We start from the raw sequence: 24,309 nt of genomic DNA, 5'->3' as shown, positions 1-24,309 counted from the left end.
TCGTGTCGGGTGAGTGACAATGGCCAACTCTGACGTCCTTATCGCGGTCGGCGTTCTGTTTCTGGCCGGCCTTCTGCTCGACAAGATCGGTCGGATCGTCCATGTTCCCCGCGTCACCCTGTTGATCCTGCTCGGCGCCATCATCGGTCCGCCGGTCATGGACCTGCTGCCTGGCAGCTTCAATGAATCCAACGAGTTCTATGCCCCGACGGCGCTGACGATGGTGGCCTTCCTGCTCGGCGGCACGCTGAGCCCCGAAACATTGAAAACCCATGGCCGCGAGATCATGATCATATCGCTGACGCTGGTCGCGGTTTCGGTCGTGGTTGTCGCGACAGGGCTCTGGCTGATCGGACTGCCGGTCGCAATTGCGGTGTTACTGGGCGGAATGTCCGCCGCCACCGATCCTGCCGCCACGCATGATGTCATTACCCAGGCTGGCGCCAAGGGACGCTTTGCCACCAACCTGCTTGGCATTGTTGCCATCGACGATGCCTGGGGCCTGCTGGCCTTTTCGATGGCATTGACCTTCGCCGGCATCATGGCCGACCAGGACGCCCTGGTGGCAATGGTGCATGGCGGGCGAGAGGTCGGTGGAGCCATCGCGCTTGGGTTGGCAATCGGCTTGCCCGCGGCATTTCTGACAGGACGGATAAGGCCGGGCGAACCAACGCTGATCGAGGCGGTGGGCCTGGTGTTTCTATGCGCCGGTCTGGCGCTGCATTTCGGATTCTCGTTCCTGCTCACGGGCATGGTCTGCGGTGCAACCATCGTCAATCTTGCCCGCCACCATGAGCGGCCATTTCACGAGATCGAGCGCATAGAATGGCCTTTCATGCTGCTGTTTTTCGTCATGGCGGGAGCATCGCTGGAAACCGGCAACCTGACTGAAGTCGGGTATATCTGCTTCGCCTATTTCATTCTGCGCGCCCTTGCCCGTCTGCTCGGCGGTTGGGCCGGTGGTCGCCTCGCGGGCCTGCCACATCGCGAAAGCAGACTGACCGGCCTCGGTCTGATGCCGCAGGCGGGCGTTGCGATCGGCATGGCGCTGGTTGCCAGTGAACGGTTTCCCGAAATCGGCGAGGATCTGCTTGCCGTCGCAGTCGCCAGCACCATTGCATTCGAACTGGCCGGTCCCTTTCTCACACAGATAGCCATTCGCCGCATCGGCAAGCAGTAGCCGTCCTGTGCGACCATAAGCGAAGTCAATCACAGGAGATTTCAGCGCGGCTCCGCTGTTGCTGGTGCCGCCGCTCTCGCCACCCCGGCTATCCCCCGGAACGCAACGACTGCCCTCAAGATGCAGGACACGGTCCACCACGGTGTTCTCGACGCAGCGCACTGTGTGACCGCCTGCTGGTACGGCAAGGCCAAGACCGCATCGCTGTTCGGTACCGGCCCTTGCTTTGGCTGGTCGAGCAACGAGGCGTTGGGCTGGATCTGCTACGGTGATGGCCAGGAACTGTTTGACGAACTGATGGCCGAGCTACGGCTGAACGTCGTGTCCTTGTTCAATTCACCGATGCCCGCACAGCCCTCGAGCTGGTTCGACAAACAGATCACCGACCCATCTTGCGCCTTCACCATTTTCAGGTTCAAATCCGTCCATGAGCTACTCTGGACCCAGCTTCACCCTCGGCGTCGAAGAGGAATATCTGCTTGTCGATCGCGAGACGTTCGATCTCGTTGCCGCACCCGAATCCCTGATGGCCGATTGCGCAGCGGAGCTTGAAGGGCAGGTCAGCCCCGAATTCCTGCAGTGCCAGATCGAGGTCGGAACCCGGGTCTGCAAGACGGTCGCAGAAGCCGGCAGGGATCTGGCGCACCTGCGGTCTGTGATATCGCGAATTGCCGGCAATTACGGCATGGCGCCACTTGCCGTGTCCTGTCATCCTTTTGCCGACTGGCACAAGCAGCACTTCACCGACAAGCAGCGCTACCGCGAGCTCGAACGCGATCTCGGCGGCGTTGCCCGGCGCATGCTGATTTGCGGCATGCATGTCCATGTCGGCATTGACGATGATGATACCCGCATCGATCTGATGGCGCAGTTCCCCTATTTCCTGCCGCATCTTCTGGCACTGTCGACCTCGTCGCCCTATTGGAAGGGGGACGATACCGGCCTGAATTCGTACCGGCTGACAGTCTTCGACAACCTACCCAGAACCGGTTTGCCGCCACGTTTTTCCTCCTGGTCCGAGTACCGGCGGTCCGTTCAGATCATCATCGACACAGGCCTGATAGAGGATTGCACCAAGATCTGGTGGGACCTTCGCCCGTCCGACAGGTTCCCGACGCTGGAATCGCGAATTTGCGACGTTTCTCCCCGGCTGGATGACACGCTGGCCATTGTCGCTCTGACCCAGTCGATCATGCACATGCTGTGGCGGCTGCGGACGAAGAACCAGAGATGGCGCATCCATGACCGGTTTCTGGTCGGAGAAAACCGCTGGCGGGCGCAGCGCTATGGCGTCTCCAACGGATTGATCGATTTCGGCAAGGGATCCGTCGTCGATTTCGCTGACCTGCTCAAGGAACTGATCGAGCTCGTTCGCGAAGATGCGATCGCGCTTGGCTGTTGGTCCGAGGTCCAGTCAGCACGCCGGATTGTCGAAACCGGCACAAGCGCGGACCGGCAACGCTCTGTCTACGCAACCGCGGTCGCCGGCGGCGCCAGCACCAAGGAAGCCCAGAAAGAGGTCGTCAAATCCCTGATCGAGGAGTTCACGTCAGGGCTCGAGACCCACCGGAACGCCGAACTTGTCACCGGCCAATCGGCCTGAACCGGGATTGACGCTCCTATGCAGCTGCCGTGCTGTGCCCGTGATGATCCCTCCCAGCACGACGCAGGTCATCGCCCCCCGGAATATCTGCCCCGAAATCGGAACAAGCGGATCATTGCCGCTACCGCGGGCATCCGGATGCATGGCCGGATCCACACTCAGCAGCTATATCCCCTCGCACTCAGGTGTCGCAAGTTGATCCGTATGCCGGGTCTCCTCGAGACTTTCTTCAAACGAAGTCACCGATTGTCATTTGCGGCGGAGCCGGGCTGTGAGGAAGGCGGTTGCAATCATTGGCAGGTTCGTGGGAACCGCCTTTGAACTTTTGATAAAAATTTTGTCTGCACCTGGACCAAATTGCCCTTCTTTGCATCATTAGGAGCAATTTTCCGGCGTTTTTGCACAATCCTCACCTGGATGGAATTTTTGCCTTTACAAGCAGTGGCGACAATCGCTTTCATAAGGATAAGACCTAGAGACAACGCTCATCCACGAAGACGAGCGGCAACAGGCAGGGGACCTTATGAGCGAGAACCGGGGCGCAGCCGTACGGTATGACAGCGTGCAGAAAAGTTATGACGGGGAAACACTCGTCGTAAAGAACCTCAATCTCGATATTGCTCGAGGTGAATTCCTGACAATGCTTGGACCGTCAGGCTCCGGCAAGACCACCTGCTTGATGATGCTTGCCGGCTTCGAACCGGCAACTCACGGCGAGATCTATCTCAACGACAATCCGATCAACAATGTCCCTCCGCACAAGCGCGGTATCGGCATGGTCTTCCAGAACTATGCGCTGTTTCCCCACATGTCGGTAGCGGAGAACCTGGCCTTTCCGCTTCAGGTTCGCGGCATGGACAAGTCCGAGCAGGAAAGCCGCATCAAGCGGGCGCTGGACATGGTCGAACTCGGCGCCTTCGGGTCGCGCCGTCCGGCCCAGCTTTCGGGCGGCCAGCAGCAGCGCGTCGCCGTTGCCCGGGCTTTGGTCTTCGATCCTGAGCTGGTGCTGATGGACGAGCCGCTGGGCGCGCTCGACAAGCAGCTGCGCGAGCAGATGCAGTACGAGATCAAGCACATTCACGACAATCTGGGCGTGACCATCGTCTACGTGACCCACGACCAGACCGAGGCCCTGACAATGTCGGACCGCGTGGCCGTCTTCAATGATGGCGTGATCCAGCAATTGTCTCCGCCTGACATGCTCTATGAAAGCCCGCAGAACTCGTTCGTCGCCCAGTTCATCGGCGAGAACAACAAGCTCAACGGCAACGTTACTGAAATCGGCGGCGGTGAATGCATGGTCGAGGTGGCCGGCGGCATCAAGCTGCGCGCAGACCCGGTCAACATTGCGGGTATCGGCAGCAAGACCACCTTGTCGCTGCGCCCCGAAAGGGTCGAGCTTCAACCGGAAAAGCCCATGGACAACATGGTCGACGGCAAGATCGAGGAGTTGATCTATCTCGGCGATCACATCCGCGTTCGCATGAGTGTCGCCGGAAACAGCGAATTCGTCGTCAAGGTTCGAAACCGGGGCGAGCGCCGGAAAATCGCCGCCGGCGACATCGTCCCGATCGGCTGGGCCGCCGGCGATTGCAAGGCACTCGATGCCGTCGGCTGACACAGGCTTTTGCTGTGACCGAAAGGCACTGCGGCAAAACGGATTTGGCGGAGCAGTCTCTGTCAAACCTTCACTCAAGGGAGAATATCATGAAACTCAGACTACTGCTTCTAGCCGCCGCCAGCGGCTTCACCTTTGCAGCGCCGGTTCAGTCGGACGAACTCCCGGCCTGTGACAATTGCGCCAGTGAAATGACCGTCGTTTCCTGGGGTGGGGCTTACCAGAACTCTCAGGTCAAGGCCTACTCGGATCCCTATGCAGCGATGACCGGTGTCAAGTTCATCTATGATGAATCATCCAACGAGGCCGTTGCCAAGCTCCGCGCCATGAACGAAGCCGGCAACGTGACCTGGGATCTGGTCGACGTCGAAGGCCCGGATGCGGTTCGCCTCTGTGACGAAGGCCTGGCCATGGAAATCAACGCGGATGAGGACCTTGCAGCGGCCCCCGACGGGACGCCTGCATCGAAGGACTTCGGCGAATCGCTGATCTCCGGCTGTTTCATCCCCCAGATCGTGTTCTCGACCACCTTTGGCTACCGCACCGATGTGGCTGCCTGGAACGGCGCGACGCCAACCTCGGTCTGCGACGTCTTCGATCTTGAAAAATTCCCGGGCAAGCGCGCTCTGGAAAAGCGCCCGAAGAAGAACATCGAGTGGGCGCTGCTCTGCGACGGCGTATCGAAGGCCGAACTCTACAATGTCATGGAAACCGACGAGGGCATTGATCGCGCGCTCGCCAAGCTCGACACCATCAAGGATGACGTGATCTGGTGGTCGGCCGGTGCGGACACCCCGCAGCTTCTCGCCGACGGCGAAATCGTGATTGGATCGACCTACAACGGCCGTCTCTTCTCGGTTATCGAAGAACAGAAGCAGCCGGTCGCCATGCTGTGGGACTATCAGGTCTTCGATTTCGACGGCTGGATCATCCCGGCCGGCTTGCCTGAGGATCGTCTGAACCGCGTCAAGCACTTCCTCAAGTTTGCGACCGATACACAGCGCCTCGCCGATCAGGCCAAGTACATCTCCTACGGCCCTGCCCGCGCCTCCTCCGCACCGCTCGTCGGCAAGCATGAAGAGCTCGGCATCGACATGGCGCCGCACATGCCGACCGATCCGGCCAACATGGGCAATATCCTGGTCAACAACATCGAATGGTGGGCGAACTATGCCGACGACGTCGATGCGAAGTTCCAGGCCTGGCTCGCCAAGTAAGCCTTTGCTGAATCCTGATGCGGCGGCTCATTGCCGCCGCATCAATCAAGATAGTGAATGAGGGGCATTCCATGAGCAGCACAATTTCAGACCCGGCCAGTGACGGCGTCGTGCGGGCTGCTGATGGAACGCCCCTGAAACAAAGGCTCAACCGCGCGCTCCGGCGCGAAAAGCTCCGCAGCTTCCTGCTGATCCTGCCCTTGCTTGCCTTCATCGTCCTGAGCTTTATCATGCCGATCGCGGACATGCTGTTCCGCTCCGTGGAAAACCAGATCGTCGAGGAGACCATTCCCCTGACGGTGGTCGCGCTCAAGGAGTGGGATCCTGCATCGGGCGAGGCGCCCGGCGAGGAAGTGTTCGCAGCCTTCCACGCCGATTTTGTCCAGGCTTTCAAGGACAAGAAACACACCCGGCTCGGTTTGCGCCTGAACTATGATGAACCCGGCATGTCGGGTCTCTTCCGCAAGACCGGACGGCCTTCGACAAAAATGCAGCCGCCCTACAAGGAGGCATTCATCAAGGTCGACGAAGACTGGGGTACGGTCGAGACCTGGGCTGTGATCAAGCAGGCAAGTCCTGCCTATACGGACGGCTACTTTCTCAACGCCGTCGATGCGCATCGCACGGCCAAAGGGATAGAAATGGTGCCTGAAAACGAGCGGATCTATCTGTTCCTTTTCGGCCGGACCATGTTCCTCTCGATCGTGATCACGATGTCCTGCCTGCTGCTCGGCTATCCGATCGCATTCCTGCTCGCCAGCCTGCCGCTCAGGTCATCCAACATGCTGATGATTCTCGTGCTGCTGCCGTTCTGGACATCGCTTCTGGTGCGCACGTCGGCATGGAAGGTGCTGCTTCAGCAACAGGGCGTCGTCAATGACTTCCTGGTCTGGATCGGACTGGTCAATGATGCCGACCGGCTGATCATGATCAACAACCAGTTCGGCACCATTGTCGCGATGACACATATCCTGCTGCCTTTCATGATCCTGCCGCTGTTCTCGGTGATGAAAACCATTTCGCCGAACTATGTGCGTGCCGCCAAGAGCCTTGGCGCCAACGACTGGACCGCATTCTGGAAAGTCTATTTTCCGCAGTCCATTCCCGGCATCGGCGCAGGCGCGATTCTCGTCTTCATCCTGTCCATCGGCTACTACATCACCCCGGAACTGGTTGGCGGCACCAGCGGCATCTTCATCTCGAACCGCATCGCCTACCACATATCGACGTCGCTGAACTGGGGACTGGCAGCGGCGCTCGGCACCATCCTGCTGGCGCTGGTGATGCTGCTGTTCTACGTCTACGACAAGATCGTCGGCATCGACAATGTGAAGCTGGGTTGAGGGAGCCACCATGTCCGCACTGCCACCCTATGCCTCCAAAGCCCAGATCACCTGGCACTATACGTTCCGCGCGATCTGCGGCCTGATCTTCTTTTTCCTGATCTTCCCGATCATCGTGATCATGCCCCTGTCCTTCAACGCCGAGAATTTCTTCACCTTCACACCGAAGATGCTGGCGCTTGATCCCGAAGGCTATTCACTCAAGCACTACCAGGACTTCTTCACCAATCCCGATTGGCAGCAGGCGCTGTGGAATTCGGTGTCGATCGCTCCGGTGGCGACCATCGTCGCCACATGCCTCGGAACCCTGGCCGCCATCGGTTTGAGCCAGAGCCATGTGCCGTTCAAGTCGGCAATCATGGCCATCCTGATTTCACCAATGATCGTGCCGCTGATCATTTCAGCGGCCGGCATGTACTTCTTCTATTCGCGCATCGGCCTGCAGGGCACCTACTGGGGTGTCGTGCTGGCCCATGCAGCGCTGGGAACACCGTTCGTGATCATCACGGTGACAGCCACGCTCGTGGGTTTTGACCGCTCCCTGATCCGGGCATCGGCCTCCATGGGCGCAAATCCGGTGACCACCTTCTTCAAGGTGCAGATGCCGCTTATCCTGCCGGGCGTGATTTCCGGCGCGCTATTCGCCTTCATCACCTCGTTCGACGAAGTCGTGGTCGTGCTCTTTCTCGGTTCGGCCTCGCAGAAGACGCTTCCCTGGCAGATGTTCACCGGTCTGCGCGAGCAGATATCGCCGACCATTCTCGCAGTTGCGACGCTCCTGGTCGGCATCTCGATCCTGCTGCTGACCACCCTCGAGCTCCTGCGGCGGCGGTCCGAGCGGCTGAGAGGCCTGAGCCCGGGCTGATCGGGCCGGGATCCGGATCTCGAATGGTGTCGCGGAACGGCCAGTTCATGTCCTTTCCGCTGGAGTTCGATTTTCAGAAGCGGTCTATATTGATGTCACCGGTTTCACTTCCCGGCCAGGCCAACGTCCGCGGCAATAGGGTCGCGGGCCATCAGGCCCAAACGAAGCGATCCTCAAAATGACACATCTCAACAGCACCGACGACATGCTGCACGTCTTCCAGTGGAAGAACGGAGACAAGGAATGGTCGCCATTCTCTGCTGCCGAAATGGACCGGCGACAGAACGCGATGCGCGCCCATCTCGCAGCCAAGGATATTGATGCCGCGGTTTTCACCTCCTACCAGGGCATCTGCTACTATTCAGGATTCCTCTACTGCTATTTCGGCCGCAAGTTCGGCTTCGTTCTGACGCAGGACACCGCAACCACCGTCTCGGCAGGGATTGATGGCGGCCAGCCCTGGCGGCGCAGCCACGGCGACAACATCATCTATTCCGACTGGCGCCGGGACAATTTCTTCGCCGCTTTGAAGTCCCTCATCCCCGCTGACGCCCGCCGCGTCGGCATCGAGTTCGACCACGTCTCGCTCGATTTCCGCAAGCTGCTGGGCGATGCGTTTCCGGGCGTCGAGTTCGTCGATGTCGCCGAAGCCTCGATGTGGATGCGCACGATGAAATCGGCCGAGGAACACGCGCTCATCCGCGAAGGTACGCGGGTGTGCAATGTCGGCGCCCGCGCGGTGATGGAGGCGGTGGCCGAAGGTGTGCCGGAATACGAAGTGGCACTCGCCTCCACCCACGCCATGGTCCGCGACATCGGCAGGAGCTTCCCCTTTGTCGAACTGATGGACACCTGGACCTGGTTCCAGTCCGGCATCATGACCGATGGCGCGCACAACCCGGTCACCAACAAGAAGATCGCCCGCGGTGATATCCTGTCTCTCAACTGCTTCCCGATGATCTTCGGCTACTACACCGCCATTGAACGCACCCTGTTCTGCCAAGAAGCATCCGATGCCCATCTCGATCTGTGGGAAAAGAACTGCGCCGTGATGAAAGCCGGTTCCGACATGATGGGCCCGGGCAAGAAGTGCTCCGAGATCGCGCTGGCACTCAACGACATGTACCGTGGCTGGGATCTCCTGAAATACCGCTCATTCGGCTATGGCCACTCCTTCGGCGTGCTGTCGCACTACTATGGGCGGGAAGCCGGGGTGGAACTGCGCGAAGACGTCGACACTGTGCTCGAGCCCGGCATGGTTGTCTCCATGGAGCCGATGATCATGATCCCGGAAGGTATGCCGGGCGCCGGCGGTTACCGTGAGCACGACATTTTCATCATCACCGAGACCGGTGCGGAAAACATCACCAACTTCCCCTACGGGCCGGAGGAGATGATCATCCGGCGCTAATGACGACACCATAACCTGGGTGAAGCCGCAGTCGTTGCGGCTTCACTCTTCTCCGGTATCAATCGGCTTGTCGGGCCCCGCCCCGGCAAGGATCAGCTGGGTACCCGCCGTGGCCAGCGCCGCGCCGATATCTTCCGCCACCGGTTCATCGGTGACCAGATTGCCGATCGCACCGAACCCCGCCACTTCGACAAGACCACGACGACCGAACTTGGTGTGATCGGTCACCACGTAGGTCTGCGCTCCCCGGGACAGCATCATCCGCGCGAACTCCGCCTCCTCAAGATCGAAATCCATCACCCCGGACCCAGCATCGATCGCACCGGCGGAAATGATCGCGTGGGCGACGGAAAACCTGGCGATGAACTCGATCGCCGAGACCCCGAACGCAGCACCTGAATCGCTCCTGAGTTCACCGCCCGCCATGTAGACCTTGTTGCCGTTCACCGTCGCCAGCGTCCGGGCGATATCGGACGAGTTGGTGACGACGGTGAGCCTCCTGTGGCCAAGCAGTTCCCGCGCCACGAAGCTCGTGGTGGTGCCGGTGTCGAGCATCACCGAATCGCCATCATGAATCAGCTCCGCCATGGCCCGCGCAATCCGGCGCTTGGCATCCGCGTTCTCCCGCATCCGCCGCTGAAACGGCGCCTCGCCAACCTGCCCGGCCAGTCCCACGGCGCCGTGGATCTTCAGCACCGATCCATTCTCGGTCAGCGGTCGCACATCGCGGCGCACGGTTTCGAGCGAAACGCCAAGCCGGTTGGCGAGCCCGGAAATGGTTACCGTGCCTTCGTCAGCCAGTATCCGCATGATCTCTGTATGACGTTTGGACAGCATCTGGAGAGCCCTGTTGAACTGCTCCATTTTTAGGCGATCACCGCCTCCTTATCAATCAAAACCAAACAATCCGGTCATCAAAGCAAAAAATAACCACAGAATTGATTGACAAGGTTTAGGTCGTGGTGTGGGATCAAGCGGTTAACAAGTCGCGCACGGGTGCGCTGCCGTTTGGCCTTTCGCGGGACCGCGGGGGAATGCGCCGGAATGCGGGATACAACAGGGTGAACAGGAGGCTCGACATGCATTCAGCCAATCTCTTTTCCGGCCGCACATTCAGGCAAGTGACCGCGGCGCTCGTCATTTCGGGCGCTTCGTGCCTTGGCTTGTCCGCTCCGGCAATGGCGCAGGAATCCACAGACCCGATCAAATTGACGCTCCACGACTGGACCGGTCAGCTGATCACCACCGAAATCATGGGCGAAGTGCTCAAGAAGGCCGGATATTCGATCGAGTACGTCCAGGCCGACTATCTGGCGCAGTTCGCCGGGCTTGAAACCGGCGATCTCCACGTCGCAATGGAAATGTGGGAAACCACCGGCCGCGAGGCCATGGACGCAGCAACAGCAACCGGCAAGGTCGAAAACTTCGGCCCGAGCGGCATGAAGGCCAAGGAAGAGTGGTGGTACCCTTCCTACATGGTTGAGAAATGCCCTGGCCTGCCCAACTGGGAAGCGCTCAAAGACGAAGCCTGCGCCGAGGCCTTCTCGACCGCGGAAACAGCACCCAAGGGACGCTACCTTGGCGGACCGGTAACCTGGGGCGGTTTTGACGACGAACGCGTCGAGGCTCTCGACCTGCCCTTCGAAGTCATCCACGCAGGCACCGATGCAGCCCTTTTTGCGGAACTCGAAAGCGCCTACCAGCGCAAGGCACCGATCATGCTGTGGATCTATGCCCCGCACTGGGCGCCGGCAAAGTATGAAGGCGCCTGGGTCGAGTTCCCGGAATATTCGTCCGAGTGCTACAATGATCCGTCAGTGGGCATCAATCCGGACGCCGCCTATGACTGCGGCAAGCCCTTCGGCGAAATCTGGAAGGTCGGCTGGGCCGGCGTCAAGGACAAGTGGCCCGGCGCTTACAACGCGATCAAGGCCTTCACCATCGACAATGACGAGATGGGCAAGATGATCACCGAGGTTGATCTGAACGGCAAGACCGTCTCTGACGTCGTCGGCGAATGGATGGGCGCCAACGAAAACCGCTGGTCGGAGTGGATCAAGAAGTGATCCTCGCCTGAGCGGGCGATTTCCGGGCCCGCATCGATTTGGCGGCCGGCCCCCCGGGTCCGGTTGCCGGTCACATCGAAACGGGTTTCGCCGGTCGTATGCCGGCCAGACCCCCACACAAAACAACAGCATTCCCGACCGGGTTATCCATGACCAATCCCGAAGCCAAGCTTGTCTGCCGAAATGTCTGGAAACTGTTCGGCGCTGACGCCGCAGGCTTTCTCGCCGCGCACGGCGGCCATCCCGATGCTGCTGCGATTACAGAGGCCGGCCTGGTCGGCGCCGTGCGCCAGGTTGATCTGGATGTGCGCGAGGGGGAAATCTTCGTCATCATGGGGCTTTCGGGATCCGGCAAGTCGACGCTTGTCAGGCTGATGTCCCGGCTGATCGAGCCCTCCGGCGGCGACGTGCTGTTCAAGGGCGAGAACCTCCTGAAGGTCTCTGAGAAGCGGATGATCGAAATCCGCCGCCACCAGATGGGCATGGTGTTCCAGCATTTCGCGCTTCTGCCGCATCTGACCGTTCTGGACAACGTGGCCTTTCCGCTCGATATCCAGGGCATGAGCCGCGCTGCCCGCGAAGCCCGGGCTCGTGAAATGATCGAACTGGTGGGGCTGGCCGGAAAGGAACGCGCCTATCCACGTCAGCTATCCGGCGGCCAGCAGCAGCGCGTTGGCATCGCCCGCTCGCTCGCCGTCGAACCCGAGATCTGGTTTCTCGACGAGCCCTTCTCGGCACTCGATCCGCTGATCCGCCGCGAGATGCAGGACGAGTTCATGCGGCTGCAAACCGTGCTGCACAAGACCATCGTCTTCATCACCCATGATTTCGACGAAGCCATTCGCCTGGCCGACAGGATTGCCATCATGAAGGACGGGGAAATCGTCCAGGCTGGCACGCCGGAAGAGATCGTCCTTACGCCCGCCACGTCCTATGTCGCCGAATTCACCCGGAGCGTCGCCCGCGCCAAGGTCATCCGCGCCCGCAGCCTGATGGTGGCCGCACAACCCGGTGACGCCGAAGGCCCCACCGTGTCCGACCGGTCCAACATCTCCGAGGCGGCACCACTGTTTCTCGATGGCGTCAGCCATCTCGGCGTGACCGACGACACCGGCAAGCTCATCGGCAGGCTCGAACGCGACGCCGTTGTTTCACTGATGTTGCGAGGGTGACGTGACCACCTCGAGCCCGATCCTGGCGGAAGCAGATGCGGCACGTGACCAGCGCGCGACCGGCCGGTTGCCGCTCGCATGGCTGCTGGCCCTCGGCGCCTTCCTGGCTTTCTGGCTGCTTGCCAAGCCCTATCTGCCGACCGCCTTCGACTATCCGAAGGCTCATGTCATCAAGCTTGCCAAGTGGATCAGCGCGGCGATGAAATGGCTGATCGACGAGGCGAGTTTCGGCCTGTTCAGCTTCACCGACCTGACCCGTTTCATCTCTGCGGTCCTGGATGTGCCCTACACCGTGGCCTCGAGCCTGCTCTCCACTGGATTCCTCGAAGGCAGCGGCTCTTCGGCCATCCAGATCGTGCCGCCCCTGCCCTGGATCGCCGTCATCGGCCTGGTCATGCTGCTCGGGCACTGGCTCGGCGGCAGATCCCTCGCCCTGTTGTCCGGCGCCTGCTTCCTGTTCCTGGCCGTGTTCGGCCAGTGGACCAGCGCCATGATCACCCTAGCCTCGATCCTTGTCGCCGCGCCCCTGGGCGTGATCTTCGGACTGCTGTTCGGTATCGCCGCATGGCGCTGGCGCTGGCTCGAGCGGATCATCATGCCCCTTCTCGACCTGATGCAGACGATCCCGGTGTTCGCCTACCTGGTGCCGGTGCTCTTCCTGTTCGGCTTCGGCCCGACCGCGGCCGTGATCGCCACCTTGATCTTTGCCACCCCGCCGATGATCCGCATTGCCATACTCTCCTTGCGAGCGGTTCCCGGCGAGATCATCGACCTCGGCCACATGGTCGGTTGCACCAATCGGCAGATGACCTGGCGCGTGATGGTCCCCGCGGCCCGCGAAAGCCTGATGGTCGGCATGAACCAGGTCATCATGCTGTCGCTCAACATGGTCATCATCGCCTCGATGATCGGCGCCGGTGGTTTGGGCTTCGATGTTCTGGCAGCCCTTCGCCGGCTCGATTTCGGTGCCGGCCTCGAAGCCGGCTTCGCCATCGTCGCCCTGGCAATCGCCATGGACCGCCTCAGCCAGGCCGCGGCCGAAAAGCTCTCCGCCCCGTCGCCGGAAGGCCGGACTACCGGTTTCGTGGCGAAGCACCCCTACCTGCTGGCGGGTCTGGCGCTCGTACTGCTGACATCGGCGCTGAGCTATGTGATCCCCGCCATCCGCACCTATCCCGAGGCCTTGCAGCTGTCGACCGGCACCTTCTGGTCGGAGGTCGTTGCCTGGATCAACGTCAACTTCTTTGACAGCCTCGAAGCCATCAAGAACGCCATGCTGCTCAACGTGCTGATCCCGTTCAAGCGGTTCCTGGGTGATCTTCCCTGGCTCGGTGTCACCGCGCTTCTGGGTTTTGCCGGTTTCCGGCTTGGCGGCTGGCGTCTTGCCTTGCTCACCACCTGCCTGCCGCTCTTCATAGCGGTCACCGGCCAGTGGGAAAAGGCGATGATCACGCTTTACCTCTGCGGTATCTCGGCAGTCATTGCGTCACTGATCGGACTGCCCATCGGCATCTACTCCGCCACCCGCGACCGTGTCTGGGCTTGGGTGCAACTGGCCATCGACACGCTGCAGACCCTGCCGAGCTTCGTCTACCTGATGCCGGCGGTGATGCTGTTCCGCGTCGGCGACTTCACCGCCATGATCGCGGTCGTAGCCTTCGCCGTTGCACCGGCCATCCGCTACACCGCGCTCGGTATCCGCAAGGTCGACCCGAAGCTGATCGAGGCCGGCCGCGCCATGGGCTGCACCGAATGGCAGATCCTCACCCGCATTAGGCTTAAGCTGGCGCTGCCCGAAATCCTGCTCGGCCTCAACCAGACCATCATGTTCGCCCTGTCGATGCTGGTGATTACCGCACTGGTCGGAACCCGCGATCTCGGCCAGGAAGTCTATATCGCCCTGACCAAGGCCGACACCGGCCGCGGTCTCGTCGCTGGCCTCTCGATTGCCGCCATCGCCATCATCGCCGACCGCCTGATCTCCGCAGGCGCCATCCATGCCAGACGCCGCCTGGGACTGGAGTAACCCATGACCGAAAGCCCCTCTCTCGACCGCATCCGCGCTCTGCCCTGCTTTTCAGGTGTTATCGACATCGAGCCATTGACCGGTGGACTGAGCAATGAAAGCTGGCTGGTCAGGGATGCCTCCGGACGCCATGTCGTCCGCTTTGGTCAGGATTACCCGTTCCATCACGTGAACCGTCAGAGGGAAGTCATGACCGCGCGTGCGGCGCATGAGGCCGGCTTCGCGCCCCGCGTCGAATATTCCGAGCCGGGCATCATGGTCTCGGCCTTCATCCAAGCCCGGACTTTCGATGCAGCCGATGTACGCGCCAATGCCCAACGCATCGGTCGGCTGATCCGCGATTTCCATGCGTCCATGCCGCACCATGTCGAGGGCGCGGGTTTCATGTTCTGGGTGTTCCACGTCATTCGCGACTACGCCCGCACGCTCGCCAAGGGTGGCTCGCGAATGGCTGACAGGCTGCCCGGCTGGCTCGAACTCTCGGACCACCTCGAAGCCGTTCAATCGCCCTTGCCGATTGTCTTCGGGCACAATGATCTGCTGCCCGCCAATTTTCTCGATGACGGGCACAAGCTCTGGCTGATCGATTTCGAGTATGCCGGCTTTTCGACCGCCATGTTCGACATCGCCGGAGCTGCCTCGAACGCCGGAATGAACGAGGACGAGGCTCACGCATTGCTCGAGGCGGCGCTGGGTTCCCGGCCCGACGCCACCGTCATCCGGTCGATGCATGCGATGCAATGCGCATCGCTGCTGCGTGAAACCATGTGGAGCCTTGTCTCCGAACTCTATCTCGACGCCCCCGGCGCCGACTACCAAACCTATACCGCAGAGAACCTCGCCCGTCTGGACGCGGCGCTTGACCAGTACCATTCGACCTATGGAAAGACATCATCATGACACTCCCTGACCGGGCCCAGATTGTCGTTATCGGCGGCGGCATTATCGGTTGTTCTACGGCCTACCATCTCGCGCGTGATCACAAGGCGGACGTCATCCTGCTTGAGCAGGGTCAGCTGACCTCCGGATCGACCTGGCACGCCGCCGGCCTCGTCGGGCAGCTGCGTTCCTCGGCTTCGATCACCAAGGTGCTCAAGTACTCCGTCGATCTGTACAAGCGTCTCGACCAGGAGACCGGGCTTGAGACCGGCTGGAAGATGTCGGGCTGCCTGCGGCTCGCCACCAACCAGGACCGCTGGACCGAATACAGGCGGCTCGCCACCACCGCGCAGAGCTTCGGCATGGACATGCACCTGCTCTCGCCGGAGGAAGCCAGGGCCATGTTCCCGCTGATGCAGGTCGACGACCTTGTTGGCGCCAGCTGGCTGCCGACCGACGGCCAGGCCAGTCCATCCGACATCACCCAGTCGCTGGCCAAGGGCGCGCGCATGCACGGCGCAAAAATCTTCGAGCACGTGCGCGTCACCGGTTTCGACATCAAGGACGGCCGCATTCTCGCGGTGAAGACCGACAAGGGCGACATCGCCTGCGAAAAGGTGGTCAATTGCGCCGGCCAGTGGGCGCGGCAGGTCGGCGCCATGGCTGGCATCAATGTGCCGCTGCAGCCGGTCAAGCACCAGTATGTCATCACCGAGAAGATCGACGGCCTGTCGAACGACGCGCCGACCATTCGCGATCCCGACCGTCGTACCTATTTCAAGGAAGAGGTCGGCGGCCTGTGCTTCGGCGGCTATGAGCCCGACCCGCAAGGCTGGACCACCGGCGATGTCCCCAATGAGTTCGAGTTCCAGCTGTTCGACGACGATTACGATCATTTCGAACAGCACATGATGCAGGCAATCGAGCGCGTTCCGGTGCTTGGCAATGTCGGCGTCAAGCAGATGATCAACGGGCCGGAAAGCTTCACCCCGGACGGCAACTTCATCCTCGGCCCGGCGCCCGAATGCGTCAACATGTTCGTCGGCGCCGGCTTCAATGCCTTCGGCATTGCCTCGGGCGGCGGCGCCGGCTGGGTGCTGGCGCAATGGGTCATCGACGGCGAGGCGCCGCTCGATCTGTGGGTCGTCGATATCCGCCGCTTTGCGGAGATGCACAAGGACCGGCAATGGGTCAACGATCGCACGCTGGAAGCCTATGGCAAGCACTACGAGATCGGTTTTCCCCATGTCGAGTACGAGAGCGGACGCCCGCGCATCGTCTCGCCGCTCTATGACCGCCTCAAGGCTCATCGCGCCGTGTTCGGATCAAAGCTCGGCTGGGAACGCCCCAACTGGTTCGCGCCCGAGGGCACGGAGCCGCGCGACATCCCGACCATGGGCCGCCAGAACTGGTTCGACGCGGTCGGCGACGAGCACCGCCATGTCCGCGAGAAGGTCGGCATCTTCGACCAGTCCTCGTTTGCAAAATATGAGGTCAGCGGACCCGACGCGCTGGCCGCACTCAGCCATATCTGCGCCAATGATGTAACCAAGCCGGTTGGACGCCTGACTTATACCCAACTGCTCAACACCAGGGGCGGGATCGAGGCGGATCTGACCGTGGCGCGGCTCGCCGATGACCGCTTTTACATCGTCACCGGCACCGGGTTTCGCACCCATGATCTGGCCTGGATCCGCGAACACGTGCCCGAAGGCGCCGATGTCCGGATCGAGGACATCACCGAAAATTACGGCACACTCTCGCTGATGGGGCCGCACGCCCGTGATGTTCTGGCAAAGGTCACGTCGGCCGATGTCTCCAACGACGCGTTTCCGTTTGGCCATGTCCGTGAAATCGACATTGCCGGCCACACCGTCCGGGCCTTGCGGGTGACCTATGTCGGAGAACTTGGCTGGGAACTGCACATGCCGATCGGCGCCACCGGCGAGATTTTCGACGCGCTGATGCAGGCGGGCAAGCCGTGGGAGATCCGTCCGGTCGGTTACCGGGCCCTTGAATCCCTGCGCCTGGAGAAAGGCTACCGCGCCTGGGGCTCGGACATCACCCCCAACGACACGCCCTATGAGGCAGGCCTCGGCTGGGCGGTGCGGCGCAATTCGAACACCGGATTTGTCGGCCAGAAGGCACTGTCGGATATTGCCGGCCAGCCGCTGACCAAGCGCTTCGCCGGGTTCGTCATCGATGATCCCGATGCGGTCCTTGTCGGACGCGAAACCATTTTGCGCAATGGCCAGCCCGTCGGCTACCTCACCTCGGGCGGCTATGGCTACACCATCGGCAAGAGCGTCGGCTACGGCTATGTCCGCAACGAGGACGGCGTCTCCGACGCGTTCCTTGAAGACGGAGATTACGAACTGGTGATCGCGATGGAGCGCTTCCCCGCGCGGATCGGCATGAAGCCTTTCATCGATCCGGCCAATGCCAGGGTGAAGGCCTGATCCGGCAAATCCGGTTCAGGTGACTCTCAGGGCAATGCAGCGGCTCGGCGTGGTGCCCGCCTCGCCGGGCATCGACACATAGGGGCCGGTATCATCGATCAGGGTGCATATGCCATCGGCTTCGAGCTCGGCCAGGCGTTGTTTGAAACTTGTCTGCCACAGCACGTCCTTGATGGTCAGCACGATCACGCCGCCCGGCCTGCAGATCCGGAAGAGGTCATCGAGGCCTTCGATGCCGACGTGACCCGAAGTGAAAACGCCGGCGGATATGATCGCGGCGAAATGGTCGTCGTCAAATGGCAGCCTCGTGCCGAGCGCGGCCTGGTGCAGGGCCCTGTAGACACCCTTGCGCTCGGCCACCGCAAGCATGCCGCTCGAAAGGTCGAGCGCTTCGACATGGCTGTAACCGGTGATCGCCAGCCATTCCCCGATCAGCCCGGTGCCGGCGCCCGCATCGAGCAGCGGCCCGGCATCTTTGGGCACGAAACGGGCCAGGATTGCGAGCGAGATGGAAGGATGTCGGTAGCCGGCAAGCGACATGTCGCTGTCATAGTTTTCCGCCCAGGCATCGTAGACCCGCGCGACATCTTCCGTGGTCTCGGCCTTGTACACGGCGCCGAGCCGGGCCGTCTTGTCATCCGTCGTCATCTCGCGCTCCAAACTATTTCTGTTGCGGGTTACCATAGCCATTTCAATGACTTTGTGGAACTGTGTCACCAGAGGTGAACGAGAAAAAGGAGGCGCACCGCCATGCCAGATCAAACCGAGAAACAGCTGCGCGCCAGCCTCCTCGAGATCCCGTCGCTGGCGGATTATGCCGGTCCGGTCGAACGGCTTGGCGGCTTGACCAATCTGGTCTTCCGCGTCGGCGATGCCTGTGTGCGGCTGCCCGGCGCAGGCACCGAGGAATACATCAACCGGGCTCACGAGGCGGTCTCCGCCGGGGCCGCAGCCGATGCCGGAGTCAGCCCCGGCGTCATCCATGCCGACCCCGAAACAGGGGTGATGGCCACGCGCTTCATCGACGGCGCCGCGACCATGACCCCAGCCGGGTTCCGCAGCGACATTGGCGCCGTCCGCCGCGCCGGCGAAGCGTTTCGGCGGCTTCATGCCTCTGGCGCCAAGTTCCCCTTCACTTTCGAACTCTTCGCCATGATCGACGAGTATCTCGGCATCCTGTCGACCAAGGATGTGGCATTGCCCGACGGCTACCACGATGTGGTCGCAGAGGCGCAAACCGTGCGTGCAGCGTTGGCTCGAAATCCGGTCCCGCTGGTTGCCTGCCATTGCGATCCGTTGTGCGAGAACTTTCTCGATACCGGCGAGCGGATCTACATCGTCGACTGGGAATATTCCGGCATGAACGACCCGATGTGGGATCTCGGCGATCTCTCGGTGGAAGGCGAGTTCGATGCCGCCCAGGATCAGGCGCTGCTTGAGGCTTATTTCGGTGGTGAACCGGCAGCCGCCGATCAGGCGCGGATGATCATCTACAAGGCCATGTGCGATCTTCTGTGGACGCTCTGGGGACTGATCCAGCTGGCCAATGACAATCCAGCCGATGATTTTCGTGCCTATGCGGATGGCCGTTTCGCCCGCTGCAGGACACTGATGGCTAGCGACGCGTTCGCCGGCAGTCTGCGCACCCTGCAAACGGCTTGAGGCCTTCACCATAGACTGCAAAAGAATTGCCCCTCTGCCGGGGCTGACGTCGAACTCCTACATGGTCACGCCGATGCGCATCCTCGTCATTCAGCATTCCGACAAAGAACATGCCGGCGGATTCAGGCCGCTGTTTTCCCGCGACGGGCATCAGCTGATTGCCTGCACGGCGCCCGACGAAATCGGCGACGCTGACCTGAACGGCATCGACGGGCTCTGGGTGCTGGGCGGCCCGATGCAGGTCTGGGAAGCCGGCGAACTGCCATGGCTGTCACGCGAAATTGACCTGATCCGCGAGGCAGTCTTCGAACGCAAGCTGCCCTATTTCGGGATCTGCCTCGGCCATCAGTTGCTGGCGCATGTGCTCGGCGGCGAGGTTGCCCCTGCGGCCAAATCCGAGGTCGGTTTGCTGCATGTCAGCAAGCAAGGCAATCCGCCGATGTTCGACGGGCTGTCCGACGAGTTCGGGTGCTTTCAATGGCACAGCGCGGAGGTGAGCCGTTTGCCGCCCGGATCCGAGATCACGGCATCTTCCGCCCGATGCAATGTTCAGGCCATGGTATGGGGTGGAACGGCGCATTCTGTGCAGTTCCATGCCGAACTGGACACCGCGACGCTTGCCAACTGGTACGAGATCGAACAATGTGAGGAAATGCTGCGCACCCATATCGGCGGCGACGCAGACCGGATCTTTGACGACCTTGCCGCAGCAGAAACCACCCTCGCCCGCATGCGGAAAACCCTCTACCGGCACTGGTTCGCCAGCTTCGCGCGATAGAATCCGATCCGATCAGGACGTATTCTGCACCCATCCCCGCATCTTGCCTCTCGAGAAGCACGACAGCCGGCGTTGGCCCGGACTTCAAGCGCCTCCGAAGGGTGAGAGGCGCCATCGCGATGGCGCCTCTTTCATATTCCTGCAGGCGTAGACCGCGCCAGGAAACCTCGTTACTTCATCGCGGCCTTAACGCCGGCCACATCGGCGGCACTCATCTGGCCATTGGTGACGACTTCACCGCCCTTGATCTGCCAGAGGCGGAACGGACCGGAAATGTCGCCATACTGGTCGAACGACACATTGCCGATCACGCCCTGATAATTGATCGCCTTGCCTTCATTGATCAGCGCCAATGCCTTCTTGAACTCCTCCGGTCCGGCATAGATCACCTCGCCTTCCGGATCGACCACGGAACGGATCGCATCGCGGATGGCGTCGGATTCCGCCTTGCCGGCCTTGGCGACAGCGAGCCCCACGATCGCGCCCGCATCATAGGAGCGGTCTGCCGCGGGTGCCGACGGAGCGATGCCGTCCGAGAAAGCTTCGTAGTTGGCATAGAAATACTTGGTCGACTCCGTCTCGGTCGTGCCCGAAGACGTACCGTAGGCGCCCTCGAGATATTCCGCGCCGACAGCTTCGATGAAGTCGGTCGAGTTCATGCCGTCATTGAGCAGGAACTTCTGCGGGCCGCCCTGGCTGATCCATGCCCGTGCGATGGTCGCACCATCAACCGGATAGCTGATCAGGTAGAGCGCTTCCGGACTTCCGTCCATCGCCGAAGTCACCTCAGCGCTGTAGTTCGGCTGGTTCTCGTTGTAGGGGGTCGTCGAGGTGATCTCGCCGCCGAGCGCTTTGTAGGAAGCTGAGAATTCGCGCATCATGTTGACGCCGAAATCATTGTTCACGTGAATGATGGCGAGCTTCTTGAGGCCTGAATCGATTGCGTACTTCGCGGCTGCAATGCCCTGAAGCGCGTCGGAAGTGATGGTTCGGAAGAAATATCCACCGGTCTTGCCGTCGCGGCTGAGCTGGGTGAGCGTGGGGCTCGAGGAAGCCGGTGACACCTGCACGACGCCGGCCGCAGCGGTTACCGAGGTGAGGATCGGGATCGAGACCGACGAAATGATCCCGCCGATCACCACCGGCACCTGCTTGACGTTGACCAGCTGCGTCGCCTGGTCGACGGCAACGTTGCCCTGGCTCTGGCTGTCGCGGGTGTCCGTGACAAGGTTGCAGCCGAGCACGCCACCGGCCTCGTTGATGTCGCGGAAGGCCATCTCCACCGATTTCGCGCCGGCCTGTCCGTAGGCGCCTGCGGGACCGGTGAGTTCCATCACCATGCCGATGGTGATGTCACAGGCTTGAGAGCTGAGCGCCGAGGCGCAGAGCATGGCCATGGCAAGGCCGGATTTGCGGATCATGTTCATTCTCGTTCTCCTTGTTATGGGGCCTCTCTCGCCCGCTTTGTTATGTCGTAATCCAGGTTTCCTGCAGATGCCGCCAGATGACCCCCTCAGGCGCTTCCGGATCGGCACTGAACACGGCAGAGGAGCGGCGGGCGGATTTTTCGCCATCGATCACCTGATGTTCATCGTAGACGACAGCGACAATGTCGCTGCCGATCAGCCGCGCCGAGATCAGCTCCACCCTGATTTCGAAATCGGCCGGACGCTTGCCACGGGCGCCGGTGACCATGGCCACGACCTTGTCCCTGCCGATCGTATTGGCGTCAGGCTCGATCATCACCATGTCCGGCGCAAAGGCACGAAGCGAGGCTGCAAGCTCCGCCTCGCTGGCGCGGCCGGTGAACCATTCCACGAAAAAGTGGTGCCGGTTGACGACTTCGGCTTGCGCGCACGTGATCAGGTCCACCGGTCAGTGCCCCTCTTTGTTCAGATTGTACTTCATCACCGAGCCATGCCTGCCGTTCCGGTCCCGCTCGAGCGTGTAGACGTCGCCGGGCACCGGATTGGCCCGCCCAAGAACAGCGTTGATGTCGGCGAAATCCGCTTCGCTCAATTTGATGTCCGGGATCGCCAAGTTGCGATCGAGATGGTTGCGGTTGCGCGCGCCGACGATGACGGCTGCCACGCCGGGGCGTTCCAGAACTGCCCGGCTGGCGATCGAGGCAATATCGCTTTCATGCCGCGCGGCAATTGTCGAGAGAACCTGCAGCAGCTCCTGGAACAGATCCCAGCCTCCGAACTCGTCGACGATCAGCTTGTACTTGATCAGCGACCGGTTCTCGAATGGATGCGTCAACTCGGGCACACCGAGCATGCGTTCTGAAAACAGCCCGCCGCCCACCGAACCGTAACAGAGGAAGCGAACCCCGTGCTCGGCAGCAGCTTTCGCCATCGACCGCGACGGGCGATCGTCGATCAGCGAATACTGCACCTGCATTGAGACCAGCGGCACACCGGCATCGATGATCCGCAGCATCTGCTCCGTGTCGAAATTGGTTCCGCCGATATTGGCGACCTTGCCCTCCTGCCGAAGCTCGGCAAGCCAGCAGGCCACTTCAACCTGGCGGTCGATTTCGTAATCCCACCAGTGAAACTGGACCAGGTTGAGCCGCTCCATGTTGAGACGCTTGAGCGAAGTCTCGATAGCGGCGGCCACATCGGCTTTCTTCAGAGTGGCGAGATTGCCGAGATCGGGAACAAACTTTGTGTGAACCTTGATCTTGTCCAAAGCATCCGCGCCACGAACCCGCTCATACTCTTTGCGAAACTCGCCTATCAGGGCTTCCACCCCGGTATAGATGTCAGCACAATCGAAAGTCGTGATCCCCGCATCCGCGAAGGCAATCATGTCCTCGATGCTGGTCTGCCGGTCAATGTCGCCATGTCCGCCGGCCAGCTGCCAGCCACCCTTGATGACACGCGAAATACGGTGTCCCGAAGCCAGCTCATAGGTCTGCATAGTCATCTCCCAGGGGCACGGCAGTGGTCTCGGAATGGCTGAACCGCCTGAGCCCCGTCCGGGTGATCCTCAATCGCGAGGGGCAATTGGGGTCCGGACAAGCGATTTCCGCGTCGGTGGACATCCAGTCATTTGCATCTGTCTTGCGCTGCTTGGCGGCGAGCAGGGGCAGCACGGACGCCAGCGAGTAGATCGAGATCCCCTGCCCGTCAGGCAGGTGCAGCATCTCTCCGCGCAGTTCGAAATAGTCGCCCACATTGGCGCCGCACCAGATCTTGGCACCTTCGGGTGCAACGACCTCAACCCTGAGATCCCACAGCTCGAAGCCATCATACTTGCTCATGACGCGCCCCCATCGCCTTCGTTCCAGAAATCCGGATCCGCCCGTTCCAGAATCGCGAATGCCTGGCTGATATCAGCCGTCAACTCGCGCGCAACCCGGGCCTTGTCGCCGGATTCGATCGCCTCGAGAATGCCCCGGTGATGAAATGTAGCGGCGGTGTCCGTGAGTGGCTTGTGCAGTTTCGCCGCGGCCCGGACATAGGGGCCCGCCTGCATCCACAGGCTTTCAACGATGGGCATGAACACCGAAGAGCCGGCCGCCTCATAGAGATGAAAATGGAAGGCGTGGTTCAGCGTCGCGACATCCTGCGAGTCGCTTGTATCCTCGTACTCCGTCGTCAGCATCTCCAGCCGCTCGATATCGTCAGGGCTCAGATTGGCCATCGCCCGCGCCGCAAGTTCGCTCTCGATCAGGGTGCGCGCCTGGGCAATATCCCGCGCCCGTTCCAGGGCCAGCAGCGGCACCCGCACCCGCCGGTTCGGCATCGCTTCCAGCGCCCGCTCCGAGACCAGCCGCGCCAGCGCCTCGCGCACCGGCATCGAACTGACCGACATGCGCTGCGCCACATCACCCGCCAGGAAGAATTCGCCGGCGTCGAACCGCGCCTGGATGAGCGCGTTCCGGAGCTGCCGGTAGATCCGGTCCTGAACAGTCTCGCGGCCGACAGGCGCGAGCCCATCAAGCCCTGGTCCGTCAAATCTGGAGGTGGCCTGAATGTTCATTCCGACAATGCCCGCCCTGCTCGTTTGGATCTTTACTTTA

General features: G+C 61.3%; 21 protein-coding genes. 14 read left to right on the top strand and 7 right to left on the bottom strand.

The features are described from left to right. Window positions 1-19: 19 nt before the first annotated feature. The 7 genes from O4H62_RS23310 to O4H62_RS23280 all read left to right on the top strand — a co-directional run bounded on the left by O4H62_RS23310 (window position 20) and on the right by O4H62_RS23280 (window position 9,237). Window positions 20-1,180 (top strand): cation:proton antiporter, encoded by a 1,161-nt coding sequence (locus tag O4H62_RS23310; protein ID WP_269391272.1) that lies wholly within the window; start codon window positions 20-22, stop codon window positions 1,178-1,180. 427 nt (window positions 1,181-1,607) lie between these two features. Next, window positions 1,608-2,783: a carboxylate-amine ligase gene (locus O4H62_RS23305; protein WP_269391271.1), complete on the top strand. Its 1,176-nt coding sequence runs from the start codon at window positions 1,608-1,610 to the stop codon at window positions 2,781-2,783. Window positions 2,784-3,306: 523 nt separating this feature from the next. Further along, window positions 3,307-4,401 (top strand): ABC transporter ATP-binding protein, encoded by a 1,095-nt coding sequence (locus tag O4H62_RS23300; RefSeq protein ID WP_269391270.1) that lies wholly within the window; start codon window positions 3,307-3,309, stop codon window positions 4,399-4,401. Window positions 4,402-4,490: 89 nt separating this feature from the next. Then, window positions 4,491-5,618 (top strand): extracellular solute-binding protein, encoded by a 1,128-nt coding sequence (locus O4H62_RS23295; RefSeq protein WP_269391269.1) that lies wholly within the window; start codon window positions 4,491-4,493, stop codon window positions 5,616-5,618. 71 nt (window positions 5,619-5,689) lie between these two features. Then, entirely contained in the window at window positions 5,690-6,961 is a 1,272-nt protein-coding gene (locus O4H62_RS23290) for an ABC transporter permease (RefSeq protein WP_269391268.1), read from the top strand. 10 nt (window positions 6,962-6,971) lie between these two features. Further along, window positions 6,972-7,826: an ABC transporter permease gene (locus O4H62_RS23285; RefSeq protein ID WP_269391267.1), complete on the top strand. Its 855-nt coding sequence runs from the start codon at window positions 6,972-6,974 to the stop codon at window positions 7,824-7,826. 178 nt (window positions 7,827-8,004) lie between these two features. Then, the gene (locus O4H62_RS23280; protein ID WP_269391266.1) at window positions 8,005-9,237 is read left to right on the top strand and encodes an aminopeptidase P family protein; all 1,233 of its coding nucleotides are present in this window, start codon (window positions 8,005-8,007) and stop codon (window positions 9,235-9,237) included. A 42-nt stretch (window positions 9,238-9,279) separates the two neighbouring features. Here the strand turns inward: O4H62_RS23280 and O4H62_RS23275 are convergent, their stop codons facing one another. Next, window positions 9,280-10,074, bottom strand: coding sequence for a DeoR/GlpR family DNA-binding transcription regulator (locus O4H62_RS23275; protein WP_269391265.1), 795 nt, complete (start codon window positions 10,072-10,074; stop codon window positions 9,280-9,282). A 242-nt stretch (window positions 10,075-10,316) separates the two neighbouring features. Between O4H62_RS23275 and O4H62_RS23270 the strand changes: the two genes are divergently transcribed. The 5 genes from O4H62_RS23270 (at window position 10,317) to O4H62_RS23250 (ending at window position 17,839) form a co-directional block, all read left to right on the top strand. Then, the gene (locus O4H62_RS23270; RefSeq protein ID WP_269391264.1) at window positions 10,317-11,303 is read left to right on the top strand and encodes an ABC transporter substrate-binding protein; all 987 of its coding nucleotides are present in this window, start codon (window positions 10,317-10,319) and stop codon (window positions 11,301-11,303) included. Between the two features lie 149 nt (window positions 11,304-11,452). Further along, window positions 11,453-12,475, top strand: a complete 1,023-nt coding sequence (locus O4H62_RS23265) for a quaternary amine ABC transporter ATP-binding protein (protein ID WP_269391263.1) — start codon at window positions 11,453-11,455, stop codon at window positions 12,473-12,475. A 19-nt stretch (window positions 12,476-12,494) separates the two neighbouring features. Further along, window positions 12,495-14,501 carry an ABC transporter permease gene (locus O4H62_RS23260; RefSeq protein ID WP_430538510.1) on the top strand — a complete coding sequence of 669 codons (2,007 nt, stop codon included), beginning with the start codon at window positions 12,495-12,497 and terminating at the stop codon, window positions 14,499-14,501. A 3-nt stretch (window positions 14,502-14,504) separates the two neighbouring features. Next, window positions 14,505-15,401, top strand: a complete 897-nt coding sequence (locus tag O4H62_RS23255) for a phosphotransferase (protein WP_269391261.1) — start codon at window positions 14,505-14,507, stop codon at window positions 15,399-15,401. Continuing rightward, window positions 15,398-17,839 carry a GcvT family protein gene (locus O4H62_RS23250; RefSeq protein ID WP_269391260.1) on the top strand — a complete coding sequence of 814 codons (2,442 nt, stop codon included), beginning with the start codon at window positions 15,398-15,400 and terminating at the stop codon, window positions 17,837-17,839. Before O4H62_RS23255 ends, O4H62_RS23250 begins: the two co-directional genes overlap by 4 nt. A 15-nt stretch (window positions 17,840-17,854) precedes the next feature. Here the strand turns inward: O4H62_RS23250 and O4H62_RS23245 are convergent, their stop codons facing one another. Further along, complete coding sequence (locus O4H62_RS23245) at window positions 17,855-18,487, bottom strand: class I SAM-dependent DNA methyltransferase (RefSeq protein WP_269391259.1); 633 nt, start codon at window positions 18,485-18,487, stop codon at window positions 17,855-17,857. A gap of 102 nt (window positions 18,488-18,589) precedes the next feature. On the opposite strand from O4H62_RS23245, the gene O4H62_RS23240 reads away from it, so the two are divergent. Together O4H62_RS23240 and O4H62_RS23235 are read left to right on the top strand one after the other, a co-directional pair. Next, window positions 18,590-19,501, top strand: a complete 912-nt coding sequence (locus tag O4H62_RS23240) for a phosphotransferase family protein (protein ID WP_269391258.1) — start codon at window positions 18,590-18,592, stop codon at window positions 19,499-19,501. A 61-nt stretch (window positions 19,502-19,562) separates the two neighbouring features. Beyond that, a complete protein-coding gene (locus O4H62_RS23235; RefSeq protein WP_269391257.1) occupies window positions 19,563-20,279 on the top strand; it encodes a type 1 glutamine amidotransferase in 717 nt (238 codons plus the stop codon). Between the two features lie 170 nt (window positions 20,280-20,449). Here the strand turns inward: O4H62_RS23235 and O4H62_RS23230 are convergent, their stop codons facing one another. The 5 genes from O4H62_RS23230 to O4H62_RS23210 are packed head-to-tail and all read right to left on the bottom strand — an operon-like array spanning window position 20,450 to window position 24,269. Continuing rightward, complete coding sequence (locus tag O4H62_RS23230) at window positions 20,450-21,706, bottom strand: ABC transporter substrate-binding protein (protein ID WP_430538507.1); 1,257 nt, start codon at window positions 21,704-21,706, stop codon at window positions 20,450-20,452. Window positions 21,707-21,746: 40 nt separating this feature from the next. Continuing rightward, the gene (locus O4H62_RS23225) at window positions 21,747-22,151 is read right to left on the bottom strand and encodes a hypothetical protein (RefSeq protein WP_269391256.1); all 405 of its coding nucleotides are present in this window, start codon (window positions 22,149-22,151) and stop codon (window positions 21,747-21,749) included. 3 nt (window positions 22,152-22,154) lie between these two features. Beyond that, complete coding sequence (locus O4H62_RS23220; RefSeq protein ID WP_269391255.1) at window positions 22,155-23,204, bottom strand: aldo/keto reductase; 1,050 nt, start codon at window positions 23,202-23,204, stop codon at window positions 22,155-22,157. Then, window positions 23,191-23,547 carry a TIGR04076 family protein gene (locus O4H62_RS23215; RefSeq protein WP_269391254.1) on the bottom strand — a complete coding sequence of 119 codons (357 nt, stop codon included), beginning with the start codon at window positions 23,545-23,547 and terminating at the stop codon, window positions 23,191-23,193. The genes O4H62_RS23220 and O4H62_RS23215 overlap by 14 nt, the downstream gene beginning before the upstream one ends. After that, window positions 23,544-24,269: a GntR family transcriptional regulator gene (locus O4H62_RS23210; protein WP_269391253.1), complete on the bottom strand. Its 726-nt coding sequence runs from the start codon at window positions 24,267-24,269 to the stop codon at window positions 23,544-23,546. Before O4H62_RS23210 ends, O4H62_RS23215 begins: the two co-directional genes overlap by 4 nt. Window positions 24,270-24,309: the final 40 nt, after the last annotated feature.

The sequence above is a fragment of the Parahoeflea alexandrii genome, assembly GCF_027214025.1.
Taxonomy (GTDB): domain Bacteria; phylum Pseudomonadota; class Alphaproteobacteria; order Rhizobiales; family Rhizobiaceae; genus Hoeflea; species Hoeflea alexandrii_A.
The sequence above is the reverse complement of the archived record's forward strand: the minus strand, read 5'-3'. Positions and strand labels throughout refer to the sequence as shown.

Excerpts from the sequence above, each read along its gene's own strand:
- O4H62_RS23285 (WP_269391267.1), top strand. The coding sequence starts at position 6,972 with ATGTCCGCACTGCCACCCTATGCCTCCAAAGCCCAGATCACCTGGCAC.
- O4H62_RS23245 (WP_269391259.1), bottom strand. The coding sequence starts at position 18,487 with ATGACGACGGATGACAAGACGGCCCGGCTCGGCGCCGTGTACAAGGCC.
- O4H62_RS23220 (WP_269391255.1), bottom strand. The coding sequence starts at position 23,204 with ATGCAGACCTATGAGCTGGCTTCGGGACACCGTATTTCGCGTGTCATC.
- O4H62_RS23305 (WP_269391271.1), top strand. The coding sequence starts at position 1,608 with ATGAGCTACTCTGGACCCAGCTTCACCCTCGGCGTCGAAGAGGAATAT.
- O4H62_RS23290 (WP_269391268.1), top strand. The coding sequence starts at position 5,690 with ATGAGCAGCACAATTTCAGACCCGGCCAGTGACGGCGTCGTGCGGGCT.
- O4H62_RS23280 (WP_269391266.1), top strand. The coding sequence starts at position 8,005 with ATGACACATCTCAACAGCACCGACGACATGCTGCACGTCTTCCAGTGG.
- O4H62_RS23215 (WP_269391254.1), bottom strand. The coding sequence starts at position 23,547 with ATGAGCAAGTATGATGGCTTCGAGCTGTGGGATCTCAGGGTTGAGGTC.
- O4H62_RS23265 (WP_269391263.1), top strand. The coding sequence starts at position 11,453 with ATGACCAATCCCGAAGCCAAGCTTGTCTGCCGAAATGTCTGGAAACTG.
- O4H62_RS23300 (WP_269391270.1), top strand. The coding sequence starts at position 3,307 with ATGAGCGAGAACCGGGGCGCAGCCGTACGGTATGACAGCGTGCAGAAA.
- O4H62_RS23235 (WP_269391257.1), top strand. The coding sequence starts at position 19,563 with ATGGTCACGCCGATGCGCATCCTCGTCATTCAGCATTCCGACAAAGAA.
- O4H62_RS23310 (WP_269391272.1), top strand. The coding sequence starts at position 20 with ATGGCCAACTCTGACGTCCTTATCGCGGTCGGCGTTCTGTTTCTGGCC.
- O4H62_RS23255 (WP_269391261.1), top strand. The coding sequence starts at position 14,505 with ATGACCGAAAGCCCCTCTCTCGACCGCATCCGCGCTCTGCCCTGCTTT.
- O4H62_RS23275 (WP_269391265.1), bottom strand. The coding sequence starts at position 10,074 with ATGCTGTCCAAACGTCATACAGAGATCATGCGGATACTGGCTGACGAA.
- O4H62_RS23250 (WP_269391260.1), top strand. The coding sequence starts at position 15,398 with ATGACACTCCCTGACCGGGCCCAGATTGTCGTTATCGGCGGCGGCATT.
- O4H62_RS23295 (WP_269391269.1), top strand. The coding sequence starts at position 4,491 with ATGAAACTCAGACTACTGCTTCTAGCCGCCGCCAGCGGCTTCACCTTT.
- O4H62_RS23230 (WP_430538507.1), bottom strand. The coding sequence starts at position 21,706 with ATGAACATGATCCGCAAATCCGGCCTTGCCATGGCCATGCTCTGCGCC.
- O4H62_RS23210 (WP_269391253.1), bottom strand. The coding sequence starts at position 24,269 with ATGAACATTCAGGCCACCTCCAGATTTGACGGACCAGGGCTTGATGGG.
- O4H62_RS23270 (WP_269391264.1), top strand. The coding sequence starts at position 10,317 with ATGCATTCAGCCAATCTCTTTTCCGGCCGCACATTCAGGCAAGTGACC.
- O4H62_RS23240 (WP_269391258.1), top strand. The coding sequence starts at position 18,590 with ATGCCAGATCAAACCGAGAAACAGCTGCGCGCCAGCCTCCTCGAGATC.